The sequence below is a fragment of the Ornithinimicrobium cryptoxanthini genome (genome assembly GCF_023923205.1).
Classification (GTDB): Bacteria; Actinomycetota; Actinomycetes; order Actinomycetales; family Dermatophilaceae; genus Ornithinicoccus; species Ornithinicoccus cryptoxanthini.
In genome coordinates, this window is the sequence record NZ_CP099490.1 from 1,650,525 (window position 1) to 1,666,595 (window position 16,071).

At 69.3% G+C, this 16,071-nt stretch carries 13 protein-coding genes and 1 riboswitch; of the genes, 10 read left to right on the forward strand and 3 right to left on the reverse strand.

The genetic code is table 11. The features are described 5' to 3' along the window. Positions 1-62: 62 nt before the first annotated feature. From NF557_RS07610 to pntB, 4 genes are all read left to right on the forward strand, one after another. Positions 63-2,513, forward strand: coding sequence for an HNH endonuclease signature motif containing protein (locus NF557_RS07610; protein WP_252623266.1), 2,451 nt, complete (start codon positions 63-65; stop codon positions 2,511-2,513). Positions 2,514-2,569: 56 nt separating this feature from the next. Further along, positions 2,570-3,232: an HAD-IA family hydrolase gene (locus tag NF557_RS07615; protein WP_252623269.1), complete on the forward strand. Its 663-nt coding sequence runs from the start codon at positions 2,570-2,572 to the stop codon at positions 3,230-3,232. An 88-nt stretch (positions 3,233-3,320) separates the two neighbouring features. Then, positions 3,321-4,865 carry a Re/Si-specific NAD(P)(+) transhydrogenase subunit alpha gene (locus NF557_RS07620; protein WP_252623272.1) on the forward strand — a complete coding sequence of 515 codons (1,545 nt, stop codon included), beginning with the start codon at positions 3,321-3,323 and terminating at the stop codon, positions 4,863-4,865. Further along, positions 4,862-6,253: a Re/Si-specific NAD(P)(+) transhydrogenase subunit beta gene (gene pntB, locus NF557_RS07625; RefSeq protein ID WP_252623275.1), complete on the forward strand. Its 1,392-nt coding sequence runs from the start codon at positions 4,862-4,864 to the stop codon at positions 6,251-6,253. The genes NF557_RS07620 and pntB overlap by 4 nt, the downstream gene beginning before the upstream one ends. A gap of 109 nt (positions 6,254-6,362) precedes the next feature. On the opposite strand, the gene NF557_RS17705 is transcribed toward pntB, so the two are convergent. After that, a complete protein-coding gene (locus tag NF557_RS17705; RefSeq protein WP_306254984.1) occupies positions 6,363-8,018 on the reverse strand; it encodes an LLM class flavin-dependent oxidoreductase in 1,656 nt (551 codons plus the stop codon). Positions 8,019-8,087: 69 nt separating this feature from the next. Then, a complete protein-coding gene (locus NF557_RS07640; protein WP_252623278.1) occupies positions 8,088-9,389 on the reverse strand; it encodes an MFS transporter in 1,302 nt (433 codons plus the stop codon). A 136-nt stretch (positions 9,390-9,525) separates the two neighbouring features. Then, positions 9,526-9,715: riboswitch (cyclic di-AMP (ydaO/yuaA leader) on the forward strand. Here NF557_RS07640 and NF557_RS07645 point away from each other — a divergent pair. The 6 genes from NF557_RS07645 to NF557_RS07670 all read left to right on the forward strand — a co-directional run bounded on the left by NF557_RS07645 (position 9,716) and on the right by NF557_RS07670 (position 14,831). Continuing rightward, complete coding sequence (locus NF557_RS07645) at positions 9,716-10,714, forward strand: C40 family peptidase (protein ID WP_252623281.1); 999 nt, start codon at positions 9,716-9,718, stop codon at positions 10,712-10,714. It abuts the riboswitch before it with no gap. A 181-nt stretch (positions 10,715-10,895) separates the two neighbouring features. Further along, positions 10,896-11,834, forward strand: a complete 939-nt coding sequence (locus NF557_RS07650; protein WP_370584138.1) for an ABC transporter ATP-binding protein — start codon at positions 10,896-10,898, stop codon at positions 11,832-11,834. Further along, positions 11,827-12,690, forward strand: coding sequence for an ABC transporter permease (locus tag NF557_RS07655; protein ID WP_252623299.1), 864 nt, complete (start codon positions 11,827-11,829; stop codon positions 12,688-12,690). Before NF557_RS07650 ends, NF557_RS07655 begins: the two co-directional genes overlap by 8 nt. Positions 12,691-12,736: 46 nt before the next feature. After that, positions 12,737-13,552, forward strand: a complete 816-nt coding sequence (locus NF557_RS07660) for an ABC transporter permease (RefSeq protein WP_252623302.1) — start codon at positions 12,737-12,739, stop codon at positions 13,550-13,552. Positions 13,553-13,679: 127 nt separating this feature from the next. Then, a complete protein-coding gene (locus NF557_RS07665; protein ID WP_252623305.1) occupies positions 13,680-14,126 on the forward strand; it encodes a hypothetical protein in 447 nt (148 codons plus the stop codon). Between the two features lie 60 nt (positions 14,127-14,186). Continuing rightward, a complete protein-coding gene (locus tag NF557_RS07670) occupies positions 14,187-14,831 on the forward strand; it encodes a 4a-hydroxytetrahydrobiopterin dehydratase (protein WP_252623307.1) in 645 nt (214 codons plus the stop codon). 24 nt (positions 14,832-14,855) lie between these two features. On the opposite strand, the gene NF557_RS07675 is transcribed toward NF557_RS07670, so the two are convergent. Further along, positions 14,856-15,932: a DNA polymerase IV gene (locus tag NF557_RS07675; RefSeq protein WP_252623310.1), complete on the reverse strand. Its 1,077-nt coding sequence runs from the start codon at positions 15,930-15,932 to the stop codon at positions 14,856-14,858. Between the last annotated feature and the right edge of the window lie 139 nt (positions 15,933-16,071).

Below are 16,071 nucleotides of genomic sequence, written 5' to 3' on the forward strand. Positions count from 1 at the left end.
TATGGTGGTAGTTGGAGGGAGCGGGCGCAGTGCCCACACAGGTGAGGGGAAGGGGGGTAGTGATGTCGACCGAAGTGTTAGCCGACCGGCTGGAGCGGTTGTTGAGCGCTGCTCCTGGGCTGGAGCGTGGTCGTGGCGGGCTCTGGCGTGGGACCTGGCCGTTGCCTCCCATCACGCCGCAGCCAGTTGATGAGCCGACCCCGGAGCCCGATGACGACATCTCGCAGGATGAGGCTGCGGAGCAACTGCGCGCGGTGCTGGCGCGCCTGGGCGTTGGGTCGGGTGTGGCGGAGGCGTTGACGAGCGCGTCGCTGGCGTGTGCCACCGTCGCCAGCTCCGACGCGGGGCGCAAGCACCTGGAAGCGCCGCGGTTGCTGGAACACGGCAGTGACCTGCTGGGTGCGATCGAGTCCCTCACCGCGGCCGCGGGGCACCTGGAGTCGGTCGTCCTGTCCGCGGCGAAGCGGTTGACCTGGGTGCACGGCAAGCTGCTGCTGCGCGAGAAGGGCGCGACCAGCCCAGAGGAGCTCTCGGCCTCTCAGAAAGAGAAGTGGCGCTCTCGGGCGAAGTCCAAGGCCCGCACCGACATCGAGGCAGGGATCGGGTGGGGTGAGGGCGAGGTGCGCGACCTGGTCGCTGTCGCCAACTCCGCGGTTGAGGTCTTGGGCCCGGTCCAGCACAGCCTGCGGATCGGGGAGTCGTCCTGGCGGTTGGTCCGCAGTTACTACCGGGCCTGCACCGGCATGGCCCACGAAGACGGGGCCGCGATCGCCAACGGCTTCTTCGGCACCGACCCAGGCGCTGCGGTCACCGAACGCCTCGACTCCGCCGGGAGCTTTCTGGGTGGGCCGTGGCGGCACAAGGAGTTCTACCGGGCCCTGAAACGCGAGATCGCCCGGGTCAATGCCCAAGACCCCGAGAAGCAGAAAGAGGCTGACGCTGCCGCGAAAGCCAACGCCGACACCCACCTGATGCTCGATGAGAACGGCACCGGCACCTTCATGATCGGGACCACCGCCCTGGAGGGGACCGCGATCAACGAACGGATCGACGCCGCCGCCCGCCGGGCCCGCGCCCTGGGCGACCCACGCAGCCAGCGTCAGCTGCGGTGCGCGATCGCGACCGCGTTGCTGCTGAAAGGGACCGTCGACCTCTCGGCCATCCCCGACGACCCGGACCAGGTCACCATCGAACAGTCTGAACAGCTGGCCCGGGTCCTGTCCGGGCTACCGCCGGCCACCCTGGACGTCATCGTCCCCCTCACCACCCTCCTGGGCGCTGATCCTGAAGGCACCCCGATCCCGGCCGCGTTCACAGCCCAGCACGGCACCACCGGCAGCACCGGCAGCACCGAAGGCCCAGGCGGTCCGGGTTGCACCTGCACCTGCACCTGCGGGGCCAGCACGACATCGGGTGCTGAGGCGACGGCGGGCTCCGGTGCTGACCCGACAGGCTCCGGCAACCCACCAGGTCCCGGCCTGAGGGGACAACCCTGCCCCGACCCCGCCGCTCACACCCCGAGCCACCCTGACGACCCTGACGCCGACCCCGGTGCTCACGCCCCGAGCCACCCTGACGACCCTCATGACGCTGACGCCGACCCTCACGACCCTGACGACGATGCTGATGCTGATGATCCTTATGGCTTGGTCGATGACAAGGTCCGCCTGCCGGATGTGGGGGTGGGTGAGGTCGTCGGTCGCGAGTCACTGTTCTTGTCCCCGACACAGGTGCGTGACCTGGCCCTGGTCCCCGGCTCCACGCTGTACCGGTTGCTGACCGACCCGGCCACCGGCCGGTGTGTCGAGCGCTCGATCACCGCCTACCGCTTCGATGCCGCGATGCGCGCCCAGATCATCGCCGCTGACCGGTTCTGCCGCGCCCCCGGCTGCGTCAAGCCCGCCAAGACCTCCCAGCTGGATCACGTCCAGGAGTACGGCACCACCGGTGGGCACACCTGTGAAGCCAACGCGATGGCCCTGAGCACTACCCACCACGACAAGAAGACCAAGAAGGACGTCGATGCGATCATCAACGCCGACCGTGACGTCACCTGGACCACGTTGTTGGGGCGGATCTACACGACCAAGGCTCACGATTACAACCAGTACACCAAGCTGCTGACCGCGGCGAAGACCCAGATCGACCAGGAGATCGCCGCAGGAGCGACGCCAGCGGAGGCGATCGACGCCGCGATCTACCAAGCCCTGTCCTACCGGCCCCCCGGCTCACCCTTCGAAGCCAGGGAAGACAGTCCTGGGTGGGAGGACGACTTCACCGGCTGGGACCAGATCACCCTGACCCACACCGGCCCCGACGGGCAACGGGCCTACCGCCCCGCCCCCGACACCACCCGAGCCGAACACGAGCGCCACCAGGCCACCCGCACCCACCACGACGACGCGAGCGATGGCGACGGTGAACAGCACCACGAGCACGGCGACGACAAGCGCGACGATGGTCACACTGGGCGAGCCCCCTGGGATGAACCCCTCGGCGAACCACCCTTCTGACGCGGTGCTCCTGCGGCGCCGGCCTGTTGGACCTGGCCGCCACCGCGTCTGAGAGCATGGGTCGCGTGCGCGACATCACCTCCGAAGTCTTCGACGCCGTCCTGTTCGACAACGACGGCACTCTGATCGACTCCCGCGATGCCGTGGTCCGCTCCTGGCTGGCCTGGGCCGCCGACAACGGTGTGGCCGCCGAGGCATTGATCGGCTTTCACGGTGTGCCTAGCAGCAGCATTATCGCGGACGTGGCCCCACACCTCGATCCGGTCTCCGCGACCGCCGACATTGACGGTCGTGAGCTGGCGGACCTAGAGGGCATCGTGGCCCTGCCGGGCGCGACGGAGGCGATCGCCGCGGTCGGCTGGCGCGGCGCGATCGTCACCTCCGCCACCAGAGAGCTCGTGACCGTGCGACTGGCCGCGGCTGGCTTCACGGCACCCGAGGTGCTGGTCAGCGCAAACGACATCAGCCGTGGCAAACCAGATCCCGAGCCCTACCTCATCGCGGCCGAGAAGCTCGCCGTCGACCCGACCCGGTGCCTCGTGGTCGAGGACGCACCGGCCGGGCTGCGGTCGGGGCGCGCGGCGGGGGCCGCGACGGTCGCCGTGGTGACCACCAGCAGCGTCGAAGAGCTCGAGCCGCTGGCGGACCTTGTGGTCGATGACCTGTCGGCGCTGACGTTCACGTTGGAGGACGAAGGGGTCAGGGTCTCGCGTCGTTGACCATCGCGCCGCCGCACTGACGGCGCCCCCTTGTATGGTGCGATCGTCGGCGGTGCATTCCGTCGGCATTTCAAGCAAAGGAGCGCGTGTGCTGATCGGCGTCCCCACTGAGTCCACGTCCGGCGAGACACGTGTGGCGGCCACGCCCAGCACGGTGCGCAAGCTGATCGCCCTGGGCCACGACGTCGTCGTGCAGTCCGGTGCGGGGGAGCGGGCCAGCTATCCGGACGAGCAGTATGCCGAGGCGGGCGCCCGTCTTGACTCCGGCCCGGGCGTCTGGGACGCCGACTTCGTGGCAAAGATCGAGGCGCCCAGCACCGACGAGGTGAGCCAGCTGCAGGCAGGATCATTCCTGGCCACCCAGCTCGGCCCAGCCCAGCGGCCTGAGCTGCTCGCAGCCCTCGCAGAGCGTGGGGTCACCGCACTGGCGATGGACGCGGTGCCCAGGATCTCCCGGGCCCAGTCGCTGGACGTCCTGTCCTCGATGACCAACATCGGGGGCTACCGCGCGGTGATCGAGGCGGCCAACGAGTTCGGCTCCGTCTTCACCGGACAGGTCACCGCTGCTGGCACAGTGCCGCCGGCCAAGGTGTTCATCATCGGCGCCGGGGTCGCCGGGCTCGCGGCCATCGGGACCGCCAGCAGCCTGGGAGCCGTCGTGCGGGCCTTCGACATCCGGCCCGAGGTGGGCGAGCAGGTCGAGTCGATGGGCGCAGAGTTCGTGCGCATCGACCTGGGTGACCAGGACGAGAGCAGCGACGGCTACGCCAAAGAGATGGGGGAGGACCTCCAGCGCCGCGCCATGGAGGTCTATGCCCATGAGTGTGCCGAGGCAGACATCGTCATCACCACCGCGCTGATCCCCGGTCGCGACGCTCCGACCCTGGTCACTGCGGAGACTGTCGCGGCGATGCGTCCCGGCAGCGTGCTCGTGGACATGGCCGCCCGCAACGGCGGCAACTGCGAGCTGACCGTGCCGGGTGAGGTCATCACCACCCCCAACGGCGTGCGGATCGTCGGCTACACAGACCTGCCGGCCCGCCTGCCCACGCAGGCCTCCCAGCTCTATGGCACCAACATCGTCAACCTCGTCACGTTGCTGACCCCGGCCAAGGACGGTCGGGTCGTCCTGGATCTCGAGGACGAGGTCCAGCGCGGCCTGACGGTGACCCACGAGCGCAAGGTCCTCTGGCCACCGCCACCGGTCGCGGTCTCCGCCACCCCCACAAGACCGGCTGAGGCGACGCCTGTCACCCCGCCGGAACCGACCAAGCCCAAGGACCCGCGGCGGGGCTACGTCGCGATGGGGCTGGCCGCGGTCCTGTTCGCACTCGTGGCCAGCGTGTCACCGCCTGCCTTCCTCGGCCACTTCACCGTCTTCGCGCTGGCGGTCATCGTCGGCTTCTATGTGATCAGCAACGTCACGCATGCGCTGCACACGCCGCTCCTGGCGGAGACCAACGCGATCAGTGGGATCATCCTGGTCGGCGCACTGCTGCAGGTCGGCAACGAGGACGTTCTGGTGCGCAGCCTGGCCCTGGTGGCAACGGTCGTGGCCAGCATCAACGTGTTCGGCGGCTTCGCCGTGACTGGTCGGATGCTGCGCATGTTCCACCGGGGAGAGTCGGCATGACCCTCAACCTGGTGCAGGCGGCATACATCATCGCCGCGGTCCTCTTCGTCCTCTCCCTGGCGGGCCTGTCCAAGCACGAGACGGCCCGCCGCGGCAACGCGCTGGGGATCATTGGTATGACGATCGCCCTGGTGGCGACGATCTGGCTGGCTGCCGAGCGGGCCGCCAACCCCGGGCTCACCCTGGCGCTCATCGCGGCGGCGATGGCCGTGGGGGCGAGCATCGGTCTGTGGCGGGCCCGGGTCGTGGAGATGACCGGCATGCCGCAGCTGATCGCGATGCTGCACAGCTTTGTCGGCATCGCCGCCGTCCTGATCGGTTACAACGCCTACCTGTCCCCAGGGCCGCTGACCGGCTCCGAGGTGACCATCCACCTGGTCGAGGTGTTCCTCGGGGTCTTCATCGGCGCGGTGACCTTCACGGGGTCGGTGGTCGCGGCGCTCAAGCTCAGCGCCCGGATCAGCTCCAACCCCCTGATGCTGCCGCACCGGCATCTGCTCAACCTCGTGGCGCTGCTCGCCTCAGCCGGACTGCTGGTCTGGTTCATCCTCGGTCACGCACTGCTCCCGCTGCTGCTGATGACGGTCATCGGCCTCGCGTTCGGCTGGCACCTCGTGGCCTCGATCGGCGGCGGTGACATGCCGATCGTGGTGTCGATGCTCAACAGCTACTCCGGCTGGGCAGCTGCGGCCGCAGGCTTCATGCTCGGCAACGACCTGCTCATCGTGACCGGTGCCCTGGTCGGCTCCTCGGGTGCGATCCTGAGCTATCTGATGTGCCAGGGCATGAACCGCTCCTTCATCTCGGTGATCGCCGGTGGCTTCGGGACGGAGGGCGCCACCTTCGAGGCCGACGAGGACTATGGCGAGCACCGTGAGAGCAACGCCGCCGACGTGGCCGAGCTGTTGCGGCACGCCAAGTCCGTTGTCATCACCCCCGGCTACGGGATGGCGGTCGCCCGGGCGCAGTATCCCGTCGCCGACCTGACCAGCAAGCTGCGCAAGCTGGGGGTCAACGTGCGCTTCGGCATACACCCGGTCGCCGGGCGACTGCCGGGGCACATGAACGTCCTGCTCGCCGAGGCCAAGGTGCCCTACGACATCGTGCTCGGGATGGAGGAGGTCAATGAGGACCTGCCGCAGACCGACGTCGTGCTCGTCATCGGCGCCAACGACACGGTTAACCCGGCGGCTGTCGACCAGCCGAGCTCGCCGATCGCCGGGATGCCGGTGATCGAGGTGTGGAAGGCCCGTGAGGTTGTCGTGCTGAAGCGTTCGATGGCCAGCGGTTATGCCGGGGTGCAGAACCCGCTGTTCTTCCGGGACAACACCCGGATGCTCTTCGGCGACGCCAAGGATGTCGTCGAAGATGTCGTCAAGCTGCTCTGAGTCCCGGTTGTAGCTCTGCGGCTGGTCGACTTCTTCGGCCACCCGGACCGCTATGGGGAGCGCCACACGCTCACGGTCCCGGTGGGGGACCGCCTACGCCTGGCTTAGGTCACGCCTGACCGGGATAGAAGCCGACCCGGGCGAGTGGCTCGACGAGCTGCTCCTCCTCATACGACAGGTGTGACAGGAGGGTGTCGGTGAGCGCGTTGACCGCCTCGTCCAGCTGGCTGAAGTCGTCCGGCGTCGCGACAAAGGCGACCAGGGCGCGGTCCACCGCCTCGATGACGTCGTGGATCACCACGTGCTCCTGCTCGAGCCGGTCCAGCACCGGGGCCAGTGTCGTCTCCGCCGCGCGCAGGTGCGGGAAGACCGAGGCGTCCTCCAACCCGTGGTGCTGGGTGACGGTGGCGCAGTAGCGCGAGCAGTAGGCACCGAGGGTCCAGTTGTTCTGCTTCATCGTCATCTCGTTTAGCGACGACCGGGCACTCCCCACGTCTATCGTCATCTTCTTGACCTGGTCGACGATCGAGCGCACCTGGGTGAGCTCGTCACGCAACATGTCGTGCACGTCGATCAGGTGCTTGCCGAGCTGGGCACCCTGCGCCGAGTAGGTGACCTCGGGGCCGGACTCCGCGCGCCGCGGACGGGTGGACTCGTCCCACAGCATGGTCTCGCTCAGGCGGGTGCCGTCGTCGGGGGTGGGGTGCACACCAAGCCGGTCGTACTGACTTTGACCAGGGGAACTGCCACCGTCTGCACCTGTCGCACCGCCAAGCCCGCTCGCACCGTCGGCGCTTTCCACAGCGCCGACTGCGGAGGTCGAGGTCACGATGCGACCCTCCGCGTCGCTCTGCGGACCGGCGCCCGGCGCGTCGACGGGGGAGACCTGCGTGTCGACAGCCTGCCGCTGCCGCGCCACGATCTCCCGGACTGCGGGCGCCACCTCCTGACCGAAGAGCTCGATGGTGCCGGGGTCGTCGACGGCGAGGATGAAGGTGCTCGTCCCGTGCTGCACGGCCAGCTCAGCGAGCCGCTCCACCCAGGCCTGGACACTCCCGGAGGGGCGGCTGATGTTGAGCAGCCGGCGGATCTCTCGTGGGTCGCGACCCGCTGCCTTTGCCGCCCCGTCGATGATCTTGTTGCCGGTGCCTAGATCTGCGTCCGAGCTGAGATAGCCCTCCGAGGGCAGCCAGCCGTCTGCGAGCCGCCCGATGACGCGCAGCATGCGGGGCTTGTAGGCCCCCAGCCAGATCCCGACGTGGTGCGCCGGCGCCGGACCACGCTTGGCGCCCGCGACGTGGTGGAACTGCCCCTCGACCCGCAGCGCAGCGGTCTCGCCGGCGGCCCAGATGCCGCGGATGATGGCGATCGCCTCCTGCAGCGCCTGCACGGACTCACCTGGCGTGCGCCGCTCGACGCCCATCGCGACCATGGCATCCCAGAAGGCCCCTGTGCCCAGTCCCAGCTCCACCCGGCCGTTGCTCAGCAGGTCCAGACTGGCCACCGAGCGTGCCAGGACCGCGGGCTGGCGCAGCGGCAGGTTGGCGACGTTGGGCGCCAGGTGCACCCGCTCGGTGCGCGCGGCGACATAGCTGAGCAGTGTCCAGGTGTCCAGGAAGCCCGGCTGGTAGGGATGGTCCTGGAAGGTGACCAGGTCCAACCCCGCCCTCTCGCTCAGCTGTGCCAGGGACACCGCCTGCTGCGGTTGCGCGTTCGTCGGCGTGTGGAACGTGCCGAACTGGAGCTCGTGGCCGTAGTCGCTCATGACGCGGCTGCGCTCGTGGAAGTCACAGTCCGACGCTACCCGGGGCTGGGGGTCAGCGTGGCCGGTGGGTCAGCGTGGCCGGTGGGTCAGCGTGTAGGCACCCAGCGCGAGGGCGATCATGGCGCCCGCAACCCCGAGCCAGTCATAGCCGAGGTGCTGCACGACCACTCCGGCGAGAGCCCCGGCTGCCGCTGCGGACAGCCCCATCACCAGGTCGGACGCGCCCTGGACCGCGGCGCGGTCCGCCACCGTGGATCCGGCGGCGATCAGACCCGATCCCGCCACCATCGTGCAGGACCAGCCCAACCCGAGCAGGAAGAGCCCGGCGAGCAACCCGATAGACCACCCCGCGACCGAGAGTGCTGCCAGGACGCAGGCCGCGACCAGGATCAGCACCCCGCCCAGGATCACAGGTCGTGCGCCCCACCGGTCGGTGAGATAGCCGGCGACCGGCGACAGGCCATACATCCCGAGGATGTGGATCGAGATGACGAAGCCGATGACCTCGACCTGCGCGTCCCCGTGAGCCATGTGAATCGGGGTCATCACCATCACCGCGACCATCACGACATGGCCACCGGTCACCGCCAGCGTGCCGAGGCGCAGCACGGGGGAGGCCAGGATCTGTCGCAGCCCGTGCGCGATCGAGCCTCGCTGCCTGGCCGTAGGCACCTGGGCGACCGTGCCCGTCGTCGGCGCCACCACGGGATGGCCGGTTGCCGAGTGGTCGGCGAGAGCACGCGCGGTCAGGAGCGGGTCCGGACGCAGCAGCACCGAGAGCACGACGGCCGCGACCAGGAAGCCGGCGGCGCTGAACAACCAGGCGCCCGCCAGGGGCGGGAGGCCCAAGGACTGCGCCAGCGCCTTGCCCGGTCCCAGGATGTTGGGCCCCAGCACCGATCCGACAGTGGTGGCCCAGACCACCAGACTGAGGTGCCGTCCGCGCCGCCTGGGTGGTGCCAGGTCGACCGCGGCATACCGAGCCTGGCTGTTGGCCGTCGAGGAGGCGCCGAACAGAGCCGTGCCGAGCAGCAGCAGGGGGAAGTTGCCGAGGACCGCTGCGGTGATCGCCAGCGCGGCACCGACCGTGCCGATCAGATAAGCGGCGACCAGGCCGACGCGTCGACCTCGGGCTGCCATCAGCGCGGCGATCGGGATGGTGATCAGAGCGCCTCCGAGCACCTGTGTGGTGTTGGCCAGCCCAGAGAGGTCGTCGCGGCCACTGATCTCGGCGGCCATCAGCGCCGCGACGGCGATGCCGCTGGCCACCCCGACGCCACCGAGCACCTGGCTGCTCATCAGGGTGCCCACCGTGCGGTTCTGCAGTGCGTGGACCCCAGCGGCGTCCGGGGGCCGCGGGGCGGTCATCATCGGCACAGTCTGCCAGGCACCCCGACCGACTCTGCCCACTCTGAGCCGACACGGCAGCGTGGCGCGCCGTTACCAGATTGTGACAATTGTCGCCAGGTCCGGTACCGTCGTTGGAGCCCGTCGCACGACTGGCCGCGAGGAACGGACGCCGAATCTTGTCACCGTCACCTCGGACCCCTGCACCCCCCTGACAAGAGCGGGGAACCCACGTTCCCCGGGAGAGAGACTCTCCCTTGGGGCCAAGGTTGGACCTGGCACCAGGTCTGACCCGGGCATCTCCAGCCCGCGCCCGACAGCTAACTCCGCAGGCGTTGGAGAGGTATGCCGTGACCCGACTGACCGCAGGCGGGCGCCACCGCGCGCCGAGCCGCATCGCGACAGCCCTGGCCCAGGGCCGCTACTCGACGACGTCCACCCTGTCGGTGGCCGCTTCGGGTGGCATCCTGGCGTCCTCGGTCCTGGTCGCCACGACCCAACCACAGGATCACCTGCAGGCGGCCATGGCTGCCCTCGAGCCCGTGCTGAGCGCCGAGGTTGCCGGTGCTGCCCCGGACACACCCATGACGGAGGCGGACACGCTGAGCGTCGCTGCCGACGCACTGAGCCCCGCCGCCGCAGCCCTGGCCCTGCCCGGCAACGTCCAGACCTTCACCCAGCGCATCGACCGACCGGTCCAGGCTGTCGCCGCGCCGGCTGACGCAGACGTCGCCCCGATGGGCGAGCTGGGTTTTGTCGGCGTCACGCCGGTCGTCGAGGAGCCCGAGCCCGTCGCGGCGGTCGAGGAGAGCACGGCGGCTGCGGATGCGCCGTCGCAGGACCGCACCGAGACGACGGCAAGCCGTTCGACGGCGCGCTCGACCGCGCCCGCTGCGGCGCCTGAGCCGGCGCCCAAGCCCGCGCCAGCACCAGCACCCGCACCAGCACCAGAGCCGGCGCCCGCCCCGGCTCCCGCGCCCTCGGGAGGTGCCGAGACCGCGATCGGCTGGGCCTACAACCACCTCGGACTGCCCTACATCTATGGTTCGGCCAGCGGCGGGGGTTTTGACTGCTCGGGCTTCGTCAAGGCCGCCTATGCCGCAGCCGGCGTGAGCCTGCCGCACGGCAGTTCCGCGCAGTACTCCGCGACCTCCCGGGTCTCCCTGGACAACATCCAGCGCGGTGACCTGCTCTTCTACAGCCAGGGGAGCGGCATCTATCACGTCGCCATCTATCTCGGCGATGGTCAGGTCATCCACTCGCTGAGGGACTGGAGCGGCGGCTTCAGCGGCTCCAAGGTCACCGGGATGCACTACTCGCCCGGCCTGTTCGCGGCCGGTCGGCCCTGATCACCTGAACGCACCGCATCACCTGAACGCACCGCATCACCTGAACGCACCGCCGAGGGGCGGGTGAGGCTGTCCATCGACATCCTCACCCGCCCCTCGGCATACGGTCCCTGGGTCCGCTCTCCGCGTCGTGCCGCCATTGGTTTGGTGACTGTCGGTGCCGGAGACCATGATGACCACCGTGACTGACGCAGAGGCCGGACCGATCATCGTCGCGGAGGCCTTGACCAAGGTCTACGGGCAGACCAGAGCCGTCGACGGGATCTCCTTCAGCATCACCAGCGGCGAGTCGTTCGGGTTGTTGGGCCCCAACGGCGCGGGCAAGTCGACGACGATGCGGATGATCGGCGGCACGCTGACCCGCACCGGCGGGTCGATGCTGGTGGCCGGCCTCGACCCGGACGCGCAGGGCCCGGAGGTGCGGGCCCACCTGGGTGTCGTGCCCCAGCAGGACAACCTCGACGAGGAACTGTCGGTGCGCGACAACCTGATCGTCTACGGCCGCTACTTCGGACTCTCGCACTCCTACCTGCGCAGCAAGGCGGACGAGCTTCTCGAGTTCGCGCAGCTCACCGAGAAGGCCAGGGCCAAGGTCACGGCCCTGTCCGGCGGCATGAAGCGCCGCCTCACCATCGCCCGCTCGCTGATCAACGAGCCGCGGGTCCTGCTCCTCGACGAGCCGACCACCGGCCTGGACCCGCAGGCCCGACATGTCCTGTGGGACCGACTGTTCCGCCTCAAGGAGGTCGGTGTCACCCTCGTGGTGACCACCCACTTCATGGATGAGGCCGAACAGCTCTGTGACCGCCTCATCGTCGTGGACCACGGCCGGATCATGGCCGAGGGAAGCCCCCGGGCCCTGATCCGCGAGTTCTCCACACGAGAGGTGCTCGAGGTCCGCTTCGGCGCGCGGCGCAACGCCGAGGTCGTGGATCGGCTCCAGGGCGTCGGCACGCGCCTGGAGGTCCTGCCAGACCGCATCCTCATCTATGCCGAGGACGGGGAGGCCGCGCTCGAGGACGTGACCCGCCTAGGACTGTCACCCATCACCTCCCTGGTGCGGCGGTCCTCGCTCGAGGATGTCTTCCTGCACCTGACGGGGCGGACCCTCGTTGACTGACAACATCCAGGATCTGCGCCAGCTCGCTGCCTCCGGCCGGGTCCCCGCACCGGAGGTCCTCGCCGCGCGCTCACGTCGCTGGGGCTGGTGGTACTTCGTGGAGTACTGGCTGCGCACCGCCCGCGCCTGGTTCGTCTCGATCCTGGTCTATATGGTCGGGGAGCCGCTGCTCTATCTCGTGGCGCTCGGCCTGGGGCTAGGCGCTCTTGTGGACAGCGGGGTCGGCACGGTCGACGGCGTGTCCTACCTGGTGTTCGTGGCACCGGCGTTGCTGATCTCGACGGTGGTGATGTCGACCGGTGGGGAGCTGACCTATCCGGTGATGGCGGGCTTCAAGTGGGACCGGCTCTACTACGGCCCGGCCGCGACCCCGGTGACACCGGCGCAGATCGCGGTCGGCCAGTTCCTGGGCGTGATGATCCGGTTCACGCTCCAGGCGGGCATCTTCTGGGCGATGCTCCTGGCGTTCGGGGCGGCCCCGCGCGGGTGGGCGATCTCGCTGCTGACCATCCCGATCGCAGTGCTGACCGCCGCCGCGTTCGGCGCACCCCTGCAGGCGTATGCCGCGAGCCTCACCGATGAGGGATACCAGTTCGCCTTCGTGCAGCGGTTCGTCATCATGCCGATGTTTCTCTTCGCCGGGACCTTCTTCCCGCTGTCCTCGATGCCTGGCTACCTGCACTGGATCGGCTGGGTCTCCCCGGTGTGGCACGGCACCCAGCTCTCGCGCCAGGTGACCTACGGCGCGGTCGAGCCGGCGTGGCTCACCGTGGTGCACATCGCCTTCCTGGTCGTCCTGACGGCGCTCGGGCTCGTGTGGGCGCGCCGCAACTACACGGTGCGGTTGGGGAGCTGACGTGACCGATGAGATGAGGACCTCGAGCCCTGCCGTGAGTACCGGCGTGAGCACCGGCGTGAGCACCGGCGCGCGCGGACGCCTGAGCGCGGTCTACGGGGGCAACGCGCGGGCGGTCATCGAACGCGGGTTCCGGGTCATCGCCCGGCAGAACTGGATGATCCTGGTGTCCGGCTTCTTCGAGCCGGTGCTCTATCTGCTCGCGATGGGTCTTGGCCTCGGAGCTCTGGTGGGCGAGGTGGAGGGACCGGGTGGCTCGAGCATCCCCTACACGGCCTACATCGCGCCGGCGCTGCTGGCGACGTCGGCGATGAACGGTGCCATCTATGACTCGACGTGGAACGTCTTCTTCAAGCTCCGCTTCGCGCGTCTCTACCAGGCGATGCTGCAGACCTCGCTCGGGCCGATGGATGTGGCGCTGGGCGAGATCTTCCTCGCGCTCTTCCGCGGCTTCCTCTATGCCTGCGGGTTCATGGTCGTGATGCTGGTGATGGGCCTGGTGACCTCCCCGTGGGCTCTCCTGATGATCCCCGTCGCGCTGCTGATCGCCCTTGGCTTCGCCAGCTTCGGCATGGCCGTCACCTCCTATCTGAAGTCGTTCCAGCAGATGGATGTCGTCAACTTCGTGATGCTGCCGATGTTCCTCTTCTCGGCGACGCTCTATCCCATCGAGGTCTTCCCCGAGGCCATCCAGTGGTTCATCAAGGCGATGCCGCTGTGGCACGGGGTCGAGCTCATGCGGCACCTGGCCGTCGGCTACCTGTCCTGGGCAGCGGTGGGTCACGCCCTCTATTTCGTGGTGATGACCGTGGTCGGCGTGTGGTTCACCACGGTGCGGCTGCGGGCACTCTTCCTGCGCTGAGGCCGCCCGACCCGTCGTGGCTAAGCCAGCTGCGCACCGATGACGGACGCGACCTACGACTTCCCGGGAGGTGGTGTCATCCTCCCGGACGATGTGCGCAGGACCCGGCCGTCGCTACGGTCGAGGCGTGAGGATCTGGGCAGTGGGTGTCGTGCTCCTGGCTGGGCTGGCCGCCTGCCAACCGGCAGCCGACCCACAGGTCGTGGGCAGGGCGGGCGTGAGCGTGGGCGCCGACGGGGTGCCGGTCGCCCACTTCGTCACCTGCGGGGAGTCCTTCGTGGCCGAGATCGAGGTGCGCCTGCGTGACGGGGTGCCCGAGGACGAGATCGCGCCACTGGTCGGTTCGGCAGTTCCTGCCGACAGCTTCGAGCGTGGCCAGGTCGTGCTGGGCGCCGACGTCGTGCCGAAGTGGGATCCTGACCTGCGCTACTGGGTCGAGGCGGAGCATGCCGACGGTGACGAGGTGATTGAGCCGGCGGTCTTCCAGCGGGCACACCTGGATCACCTGGCTGACGGCCAGGTGATTGCCGGCGACGGTGAGACGGTCAGGCTCGAGCTGCTGCACACCTGTTGAGTTGGAGCCCGGGGCGGGTGAGGGGTGGCCCTTGTCAGACCCCGGTGGGACGCTGAGGAGATGGACACGCTCACGCACACACAGTTCACTGAGGCCGGGTTGGCCGACTGGCGCGACCTGGCGCAGGGGATCCACGCCAGATTTGCCACCGGCGACTTCGCGACCGGGCTCCGCTTCGTGACCGCAGTCGGACAGGCCGCAGAGGAGGCCGGACACCACCCCGACGTCACCCTCACCTATCCGCACGTCGACATCATGCTCGTCAGCCATGACGCCGGCGGCCTGACCCCACGCGACCTCGACCTGGCGGGTCAGATCTCCGACATCGCCCGTGACTCAGGCGTGAGTGCGGCGGTCGAAGCCCTCGTGGAGGTGGAGCTGTCTCTCGACACGGCGGACGGGCAGACCATCGGCCCGTTCTGGGCCGCGCTGCTGACCGGGTCGACGGACAGCTTCGCCGACGGTCAGGTCCGCGACAGCGGGGGCAGGGTGCCACTCCTGTGGTTCCAGGACACAGACGCGCACGAGACCCCTCGTCAGCGGTTCCATCTGGACGTGTGGGTGCCGACCGAGCTGGCCGAGCAACGCATCGCGGCCGGGGTGGCGGCAGGTGGCACGGTCGTCGACGACAGTGCAGCGCCCTCCTTCGTCGTCCTGGCGGATGCCGAGGGCAACCGCGCCTGCGTCTGCACCACCGACCGCTAGGTGCCTCCTGCCGAGTAGGCCCGCTCAGGGGGAGCCGCGGCGACCGTGGGTGCGTGGTGGGTCGTAGCCTCCCTCGGGCGCGACCATCTCTGCCCTGACCCCCAGCAGCCGGATGGGTCGGTCGTCGTCGAGCTTGGCCAGCAGGGCGAGGGCGGTGTCGGCGATCACGCCCGCGTCGACGGTCGGCTCAGGCAGTTTTCGCACCCGGGTGACGGTGAAGAAGGGGGCAAACCTCACCTTGAGGTGCACCCTCTCGCAGGCGCGCTGCTCGGCCGTGACGTCGGCGACCACCTGGCGGGCCAGCGAGCGCACCGCCTGCTCGATCTCGTCCGGATCCGTGAGGTCCTGCTGGAAGGTCGTCTCACGGCCGTGGGCCCGCGCGACCCACGGCGTGTCGTCCACGACCGCGCTGCCGCCGCCGCGGCCCAGCGTGCGCAGGTGTGGCCCCGTGGAGGGTCCGAACTCCGCGACCAGGACCTCCTCGACCGACTCGGCCAGGTCGCGGACCGTGCGGATGTCGAGGCTCTCCAACCGCGCCGCGATCCGGTTGCCGACACCCCACAGGGCGTGGGTGGGCCGATCACCCATGACCTCGTCCCAGTTGTCGCGGGTGAGACGGAAGATGCCGCGCGGCTTGCCGAAGTCGGTGGCGATCTTGGCCCGCACCTTTGTGTCCCCGATTCCGATGGAACAGTGCAGGTCGGTGGCGCCCAGGACCGCGGCCTGCACCTCCCGCGCGGCCTGCTCCGGGGCGGCCGTGTTGAGCCCCACGAAGGCCTCGTCCCACCCGAGCACCTCCACGACGGCGCCCGGACACGCGCGCAGGGTCGCCATGACGTCCGCCGACGCAGCCTCATAGACCGGGAAGTCCACGGGCAGGAAGACCGCCTCCGGACACCGCTTGGCCGCCGTGCGCAGCGGCATCCCCGAACGCACACCGAAGGCGCGGGCCTCGTAGGACGCCGTGCTCACGACACCGCGCTCAGTCGGGTCACCGCGACCGCCGACGACGACCGGCAGGCCGGTGAGCTCCGGCCGCCGCAGGACCTCGACGGCCGCGAGGAACTGGTCCATATCGACGTGCAGCACCCACTGCGTCATGGGTCTATCGTGCCGTGCCGACACGCCGGCCGCCCGTGCGCCGCGCTGGTGTGAGCCCTCATCCCGGGCTGCTCGTGAGCGTGGATGAGAGAGGTCTCACCAACTCCTCACGCCCGGTTCATCTTCCGGTAGTTCAGTA

What these genes read in the sequence shown, in the direction of transcription:
- pntB (WP_252623275.1), top strand. Translation starts at nt 4,862, where the DNA reads ATGACCCTCAACCTGGTGCAGGCGGCATACATCATCGCCGCGGTCCTC.
- NF557_RS07610 (WP_252623266.1), top strand. Translation starts at nt 63, where the DNA reads ATGTCGACCGAAGTGTTAGCCGACCGGCTGGAGCGGTTGTTGAGCGCT.
- NF557_RS17705 (WP_306254984.1), bottom strand. Translation starts at nt 8,018, where the DNA reads ATGAGCGACTACGGCCACGAGCTCCAGTTCGGCACGTTCCACACGCCG.
- NF557_RS07670 (WP_252623307.1), top strand. Translation starts at nt 14,187, where the DNA reads ATGGACACGCTCACGCACACACAGTTCACTGAGGCCGGGTTGGCCGAC.
- NF557_RS07615 (WP_252623269.1), top strand. Translation starts at nt 2,570, where the DNA reads ATGGGTCGCGTGCGCGACATCACCTCCGAAGTCTTCGACGCCGTCCTG.
- NF557_RS07675 (WP_252623310.1), bottom strand. Translation starts at nt 15,932, where the DNA reads ATGACGCAGTGGGTGCTGCACGTCGATATGGACCAGTTCCTCGCGGCC.
- NF557_RS07640 (WP_252623278.1), bottom strand. Translation starts at nt 9,389, where the DNA reads ATGATGACCGCCCCGCGGCCCCCGGACGCCGCTGGGGTCCACGCACTG.